The following is a 7331-nucleotide window of genomic DNA, read 5'->3' on the forward strand; positions in this document are numbered from 1 at the left end:
CAGTTCGGCGCAGTCGATGCCGAAGGTGCCGCCGGGGAGCTTCCACAGCGGCGTGCGGCGGATGAAGCCGCGGCCGTCATCAGTGAAGCGCCGCGCCGCCGCTTCGATGTCGTGCTTCATCGGCGATGGATCCCGGGTCAAGCCCGGGATGACAAGCAACGGGGCGAGGTCACGCCTTCAGCCCCTTGGGCAGCGGGAACTTCACCGTCTCCTGGATGCCCTCCATCCTGCGCACGGCCAGCGCGCCGAAGGACTTCAGCCGGGCGATCACTTCCTGCACCAGCACGTCGGGCGCCGAGGCGCCGGCGGTGAGGCCGATGCGCGACTTGCCTTCCAGCCACTGCGGCTGCAGTTCGTCCGCGTTGTCGACCATGTAGCTGTCCACGCCCAGCTTGCGCGCGAGTTCGGCGAGGCGGTTGCTGTTGGAGCTGGTGGGGCTGCCCACCACGATGACGACGTCGACGTCGCGCGAGAGCATCTTCACCGCGTCCTGCCGGTTCTGCGTGGCATAGCAGATGTCCTGCTGCTTCGGCTGGCGGATCGAGGGGAAGCGCTGCTTCACCGCTTCCATGATCTCCGCGGCATCGTCCACCGACAGCGTGGTCTGCGTCACCACCGCGAGCCGCTCGGTCTGCCCGGGGTGCACCCGCGCGACGTCCGAGACTTCCTCCACCAGGTGGATGCCCCGGTCGACCTGGCCCATGGTGCCTTCGACCTCGGGATGGCCCTTGTGCCCGATCATGATGAACTCGTAGCCTTCGCGGGACAGCTTGGCCACTTCCATGTGGACCTTGTTGACCAGGGGGCAGGTGGCGTCGAACACGTGGAAGCCCCGCGCGTCGGCTTCCTGCTTCACCGCCTTGCTCACGCCATGGGCGGAGAACACGAGCGTCGCGCCGGGCGGCACCTCCGCGAGGTCCTCGATGAAGATCGCGCCCTTCGACTTGAGGTCGTTCACCACGAAGGTGTTGTGCACGATCTCGTGGCGCACGTAGATCGGCGCGCCGAACTTGGCGAGCGCGTGCTCCACGATGTCGATCGCGCGGTCGACGCCGGCGCAGAACCCGCGCGGTTCGGCGAGAAGGATTTCCTGGGGACCCATCAGAGGACTCCGATCACCTGCACCTCGAAGGTGACAGGCTGCCCCGCGAGCGGGTGGTTGAAATCGAACAGCACGGCGTCGGGCTGGCCGTCGCCGTCGCTGTCCTCGCCCAGTTGCCGCACCGATCCGGCGTACTGGCCCAGGCCGTCGGGCGTGGGAAAGCTCACTACGTCGCCGAGGTGGTAGGTCTCGTGCGGGTCGCCCATCTGGACGAGGAGCTTGCGCGCGACCCACTGCACCATCTCCGGGTTGCGATCGCCGAAGGCCTCGCCGGCCGGGAGCTCGAATTGCGCCCGCGTGCCCTCTTCCAGCCCCAGCAGGCGCTGCTCCACCGCGGGCGAGAGCTCGCCGGCACCGACGGTCAGCGTGGCCGGCTTGTCGGCGAAGGTATTGATGATGTCCCCCGCCGGTCCGGCCAGGCGGTAGTGGAGTGTGAGAAAGGAACCGGGTTGCACCCGGGGGGCGGTGGAGGCCATGGAACTCTCGGTAGACTGGCCGCCATTTTAGGAAGACGGCGCGAAGGGCATCCCCGATGGCTCTCAAAGACCTGCCTGCCGACGCGCGGCCGCGCGAAAAGCTGCTGGCGCGCGGTGCCGCCGCCCTGAGCGACACCGAGCTGCTGGCGCTGCTGCTGCGCACCGGCACGCAGCGCCGTGGCGTGTTCCAGATGGCGGAGGACGTGCTGTCACGCTTCAGCGGCCTGGCCGGCCTGCTGCACGCCTCCGGCGAGGAATTGCGCACGGTCCACGGCCTGGGCGGCACCGCCAAGCGCTCCCAGCTGATGGCCGTCCTGGAGCTCGCGCGGCGCGCGGTGGCTGAACAGCTGAAGTCGCGCGAGGTCTTCGGCTCGCCCGACGCCGTGAAAAATTACCTGCAGCTGCACCTGGGCCGCCGGCCGCACGAGGTGTTCGCGGGCCTGTTCCTCGATGCGCAGAACCGGTTGATCGCGATGGAAGAACTCTTCCGCGGCACCCTGACTCAGACCAGCGTGTATCCCCGCGAAGTCGTCCTCAAGGCCCTGCACCACCACGCGGCCGCCGTGGTGCTGGCGCACAACCATCCGAGCGGCACCGTGCAGCCCTCGCGGGCCGACGAGGCGCTCACCCAGACGCTGAAGGCCGCGCTCGCCCTGGTGGACGTGCGCGTGCTGGACCACGTGATCGTCGCCCCGGGCCATGCGCTGTCGATGGCCGAGAAGGGACTGGTTTGAAATCGAAGTCCCTGCAGGACCTGCACGCGATCCGCAAGCACCTCGAAGACAAGGAACGCATCGAGCGCGAACAGGCCGCGAAACGGGCGGAGGCGCACAAGCGCGCCGAAGCCGAGCGCAACCTGTTCGAGCGCGCCGCGGGCAAGGTGGAGAAGCTGCAGCACCACGGCCGCGTGGTGCACCCACCGGAGCCGGTGGCTCCGATCCCCGTGCAGCGCCAGCTCGATGACCAGCGCGTGCTGCGCGAGGCGATCAGCGACGAATTCGACGCGTCCACGCTGCTGGAAGTGGACGACGCCCTGAGCTTCCGGCGGCCCGGCATCGGCATCGACGTCGCCCGCAAATTGCGGCGTGGCGAGTGGACCATCCAGGCGGAGATCGACCTGCATGGCCTGCGCCGCGACGACGCGCGCGAGGCACTGGCCGAATTCCTGCGCGAGTCCGTGTGCCAGGGCTTGCGCTGCGTGCGCGTGGTGCACGGCAAGGGCCTCGGCTCCCCCGGCAAGACGCCGGTGCTCAAGGGCAAGGTGCACAGCTGGCTGGTGCAGAAGAACGAGGTGCTGGCGTTCGTGCAGGCGCGGGGGGATGAGGGAGGCGCCGGAGCCGTCGTCGTTCTGCTGAAGCCTTCGCCCTGACCCGTCATTCCCGCGCAGGCGGGAAACCAGAGCGTTGAAGCTGCGCGCGCAGCGCGCAGTCCGGAAGCCCTGGATCCCCGCCTGCGCGGGGATGACGGAATCAACCCGGCGAATTCCGCATCCAGTCGGCCGTTTGATGGAACGATTCACGCAACCGGGCGCGCAGCGTCTCATCGACCCCCACCTCCCCCATCGCCTGGTCCATGCACGCCAGCCACTGGTCGCGCTCGATGATCCCGATCTTGAACGGCATGTGGCGCATGCGCAGGCGCGGATGGCCGAAGCGGTCGGTGTAGTGCTGCGGGCCGCCGAGCCAGCCGCACAGGAACCAGAACAGGTTCTGCCGCGCGCGCTCCAGCTCGGTGCCGTGCGCATCGCGCAATTCCCGGTACTTCGGCTCCAGGTCCATCAGGTCGTAGAAGCGATCGACCAGGGCCCGCACTTTCTCTTCGCCGCCGATCCACTCGAAGGGAGTGGCGTAGGCCGGCTTCTCTGAACTGTCCATCCCCCGATTGTCGCCGCTGCCCTATTCGGCCGCCTTGCGCAGGGTTTCGACGACCGGGCGGCTCAGCACTTCGCGCAGGCCCCACCAGCCGGCCGCGAGGGCCAGGACGGCGCCTGCGAGCGCGCCGACCACCACCACCCACGGCGAGGCCGTCCAGGTGAAGTCGAACGCGTATTTCGCCAGGCCCCAGCCTACGAGCGCGGCGACCATGCTGGCGAGGAAGCCCGCGAGCAGGCCGACGCCTGCCAGTTCGGCGCGCTGCACCTGGCGCAGCAGCGCACCTTTCGCGCCCACCGCACGCATGATCGCGAACTCGCGCGCGCGCTCTTCGCGGGTGGCCGTGACCGCCGCGAACAGCACCACGACGCCCGCGGCGAGCGTAAACCCGAAGAGGAACTCCACCGCGCGGATCACCTTGTCCAGCACGCCCTGCACCTGCGTGATCGTCGCCGTCATGTCGACGTTGGTCACGTTCGGGAATCGGCGCACCAGCTCGTTGTCGAAGCCCCTGCGATCCGGCGCGCGGAACGCGCCCATGTAGGTGACCGGCACGTCGGGGAGTTCGCTCACCGGGTACATCACGAAGAAGTTGGCGCGCATGGAACCCCAGTCCACCTTGCGCAGCGACGTGATCTTCGCTTCGCTGGTCATGCCCGCCACGTCGAAGCGCAGCGTGTCGCCGAGCTTCAGGCCCAGCGTGGTGGCGATGCCCTCCTCCACGCTGACCGCGCCCTTTTCCTCCGCCTGCCAGCGCCCGGCCACCACCGGGTTGTGCGGCGGCGCTTCGGCGGAGAAGGACAGGTTGAACTCGCGATCCACCAGGCGCTTGGCGCGGTCTTCCTCGAAGTCGTCGGGCGTCACGTTGCGCCCGTTCACCGCCACCAGCCGGCCACGGAACATGGGATACCAGTCCAGGCGCTGCACGCCCGAGGAACGCAGCGCCTTCACGAAGTCCTGGCTCTGCTCCGGCATCACGTTGATCACGAAGCGGTTCGGCGCATCCGGCGGCGTGGCCTGCCGCCAGCTCGCGATGAGGTCGGTGCGCAGCAGCACCAGCAGCACGAGCGCGAGCAGGCCCACCGCGAGCGCGCTGGTCTGCACCACCGCGTAGGCGGGCCGCGCGCCGATCTGGCGCGTCGCCAGCACGAGCCAGCGCGGCGCGGTCGCTTCGTTGACCAGCCGCCGCAGCAGCTTCACCGCCAGCCAGCTCAGGCCCGCGAACACCAGCACCGCGCCGGCGAAGCCGCCCACGGCGATGCCACCGAGCTTCAAGTCGCTGCTCGCCGCGAGCAGCAGCGCGACGAAGCCCGCGATGCCGATGCCCAGCACCAGCGCGGATGCGGGCTTCAGGTTGCCGATGTCGCGGCGGATCACGCGCAGCGGCGGCACCTGCGCCAGCTGCAGCACCGGCGGCAGCCCGAAGGCGAAGAGCAGCGTGAGCCCCATGCCGAGGCCGAACAGCACCGGCCACACGCCGGGCGCGGGCAGCGTCGCCTGCACCAGGCTGCCCATCATCGCCACGAACACGAAGTGCACCGCGAAGCCCACCAGCACGCCGAGCAGGCTTGCGAACAGGCCGATCAACGCGAACTCGAAGGCGTAGCTCCAGGCGATGGTGCGCTGGCTCTGGCCCAGCACGCGCAGCATCGCGCAGTCGTCGAGATGCCGGCTCGCGAAGCCGCGCGCGGCCAGCGCCACCGCCACCGCGCTCAGGAGCGCCGCGAGCAGCGCCACCAGGTTGAGGAATTTCTCGGCGCGGTCCAGCGTCTGCCGCATCTCCGGCCGCCCGCCTTCCAGCGACTCGACGCGCACGCCGCGCACGTCCGGCTTCTTCGCTTCCGCCACGGCCCAATCGGAGAACTGCGCCACCTGGCGATCGTTGCCGACCACCGCGAAGCGGTAGCCCACGCGGCTGGCGGGCTGCACCAGGTGCGTCGCCTCGAGGTCGCCGACGTTGATCATCGCGCGCGGCGCGAAGCTGAGGAAACCGGCGCCGCGATCGGGCTCCACCACGATGACGCGTGCGATGCGCAGCTGCGCGTCGCCGAGCAACAGCGGGTCGCCGACCTTCAGGCCGATCGCATCGAGCAGCGGCGCTTCCACCCACACGTCGCCGCGCTGCGGGACTTCGCGCGTCTCCCGGCCCGGCGCGTCGCTGCGATCGGCCACCTGCAGGTTGCCCCGCAGGGGATACCCGGCCGGCACGGCCTTCAGCGACACGAGCCGGCTGCCGCCGCCCTGCGCATCGGGCGCGCGCGCCATTGAGGGGAACACCAGCGTCGTCGCGCTGCGCAGGTTCAGCGAGCGGGCCTTCTCGACGAAGGACGGCGGCGTCGGCGCGTCGCTCACCACGACGGCATCGCCGCCGAGCAGCTGGCGCGCGTCGCGCGAGAGGCCGCCCTTCAGGCGGTCGGCGAAGAAGCCGACGGCGGTGAGCGCCGCCACCGCGAGCGTGACCGCCACGATCAGCAGCCGCAGCTCGCCGGCGCGCAGGTCGCGCCACAGCGTGCGCCACGCGAGGGCCAGCGTCGGATGGATCTTCATGCGCCGACCTTACCCGAAAACGCGCGCGGGACAGCCCGTGCGTGCGATGGCCCCGGGGATCAGGGGCGCACCGGGCCCTCCAGCCGCGCTGCGACTTCCTCCAGCACGGGCCGGATCTTGTCGCCCACGCTGATCTGCGGATTCGAGAAGCCGTCGGGCTTGCCGGCCTCGACCTCGCGCTGCCGGATCACCGGCACGGCGGCGGTGAACGCCTGCTCGAAGGAATGCGTGCTGCGCAGCTGCTCGTCGAACACCGCGCGTCCGAAGTAGGTCAGTTCGGAAAGGCGGCCGCAGCCGTACGACGTGTGGTCCGGGTCCGCCGCGGTCATCACCAGGCTGGTGTCGCTCGCCAGCGGCGCCACCCAGCCGCCCGAGAAGCACGCGGAGACGGCGATCACGCGGTGGCGGATGCCGGCGTCGTCGAGCGCCTTGCGCAGTTCCGCGGGGCCGATGCTGCCGACCTTCAGGGGCCAGTGCGACGCCGACAGCTTGAAGTCGCGCGCACCGTGCGAGGTGAGATACACGACCAGCACGTCCTGCGCGGGATCCATCCGCTTGCCGAGCGCCTCGATGGCGCGCCCGAGGTTCAGCGGCGTCGCCCAGGGCAGGCGTTCGCCCGTGCTCGCGTGGTTCGCCAGGTGCAGCACCCGTCCTTGCGCGTCGAAGCGCTGCGCGATCAGGTCCGCCACCATCGTGCTCTCGCGCAGGAAGACGTCCTCGTTCGCGTAGGGCGCGAACACCAGGCCGTAGACGTCGCGCACCGCGGCGCGCTGGGGCGCGAGGGAGGCGACCGCCTTCTGCCATACGGCCTGCTGCGTCTCGAAGCTTTCCTGGCTCAGCGAAAGCCGCTGCCCGCCCTCGTCGGGAAGCCGCTCCGGATACCAGGAACGCTCGTAGAAGTACGTGCTGGCGACCCATTGCATGGCGACGAGGGCCACTGCAAGCATCGCCAGCCTGGCGCGGCCCGCGCCGAAATGCCAGGCCAGCGCGACCGGAACCACGACGAACCATGCATGGCACGCAAGGTACGCGCCCCATGCGACCGGCCCGGAGTCCAGCACCGGCGGCAGCCCCGCACGCGCACGCAGGACGGCCAGCCCGCCGATCAGCACCAGCGGGGGGAGGCTGCCGACGCAACTCAACGCATACCAGGCCGCGACGCCCGAAGGCCGCCCGCCCGCCGCATCCGGACGCAGGTTGCGCAGGAGGATCCAGCCGACAAAGACGGTGACGGCCACCGACCAGTAAGGGGTGAGCCATCCGCTCACGCTGAAGAGGGCCGCGCCGTCGATTTCCAGTCGCGCGAGCCCGAGCTCGATCAGGATCGCGGGCAGG

Annotated in this window: 7 protein-coding genes; 2 read left to right on the forward strand and 5 right to left on the reverse strand. The window is 70.1% G+C overall.

Annotated elements, in window-relative coordinates:
* Nucleotides 1–169: 169 nt before the first annotated feature.
* Both ispH and VF522_RS14150 read right to left on the reverse strand, forming a co-directional pair.
* Nucleotides 170–1102 carry a 4-hydroxy-3-methylbut-2-enyl diphosphate reductase gene (ispH, locus tag VF522_RS14145; RefSeq protein ID WP_330908922.1) on the reverse strand — a complete coding sequence of 311 codons (933 nt, stop codon included), beginning with the start codon at nucleotides 1100–1102 and terminating at the stop codon, nucleotides 170–172.
* Entirely contained in the window at nucleotides 1102–1578 is a 477-nt protein-coding gene (locus VF522_RS14150) for an FKBP-type peptidyl-prolyl cis-trans isomerase (protein WP_330908923.1), read from the reverse strand. The genes ispH and VF522_RS14150 overlap by 1 nt, the downstream gene beginning before the upstream one ends.
* A 56-nt stretch (nucleotides 1579–1634) precedes the next feature.
* On the opposite strand from VF522_RS14150, the gene radC reads away from it, so the two are divergent.
* Together radC and VF522_RS14160 are read left to right on the forward strand one after the other, a co-directional pair.
* The gene (radC, locus tag VF522_RS14155; protein ID WP_330908925.1) at nucleotides 1635–2312 is read left to right on the forward strand and encodes a RadC family protein; all 678 of its coding nucleotides are present in this window, start codon (nucleotides 1635–1637) and stop codon (nucleotides 2310–2312) included.
* Nucleotides 2309–2947 carry a Smr/MutS family protein gene (locus VF522_RS14160; protein WP_330908926.1) on the forward strand — a complete coding sequence of 213 codons (639 nt, stop codon included), beginning with the start codon at nucleotides 2309–2311 and terminating at the stop codon, nucleotides 2945–2947. Before radC ends, VF522_RS14160 begins: the two co-directional genes overlap by 4 nt.
* Nucleotides 2948–3047: 100 nt before the next feature.
* Here the strand turns inward: VF522_RS14160 and VF522_RS14165 are convergent, their stop codons facing one another.
* The 3 genes from VF522_RS14165 to VF522_RS14175 all read right to left on the reverse strand — a co-directional run.
* Nucleotides 3048–3452, reverse strand: coding sequence for a group II truncated hemoglobin (locus tag VF522_RS14165; protein WP_330908927.1), 405 nt, complete (start codon nucleotides 3450–3452; stop codon nucleotides 3048–3050).
* A gap of 21 nt (nucleotides 3453–3473) precedes the next feature.
* Entirely contained in the window at nucleotides 3474–5996 is a 2523-nt protein-coding gene (locus tag VF522_RS14170; protein ID WP_330908928.1) for an ABC transporter permease, read from the reverse strand.
* Between the two features lie 59 nt (nucleotides 5997–6055).
* Nucleotides 6056–7331 (reverse strand): C13 family peptidase (locus VF522_RS14175; protein ID WP_330908929.1); only part of this gene is annotated, 1276 nt, incomplete at its 5' end.

This window comes from Ramlibacter sp. (assembly GCF_036383835.1).
Taxonomy (GTDB): Bacteria; Pseudomonadota; Gammaproteobacteria; order Burkholderiales; family Burkholderiaceae_C; genus Ramlibacter.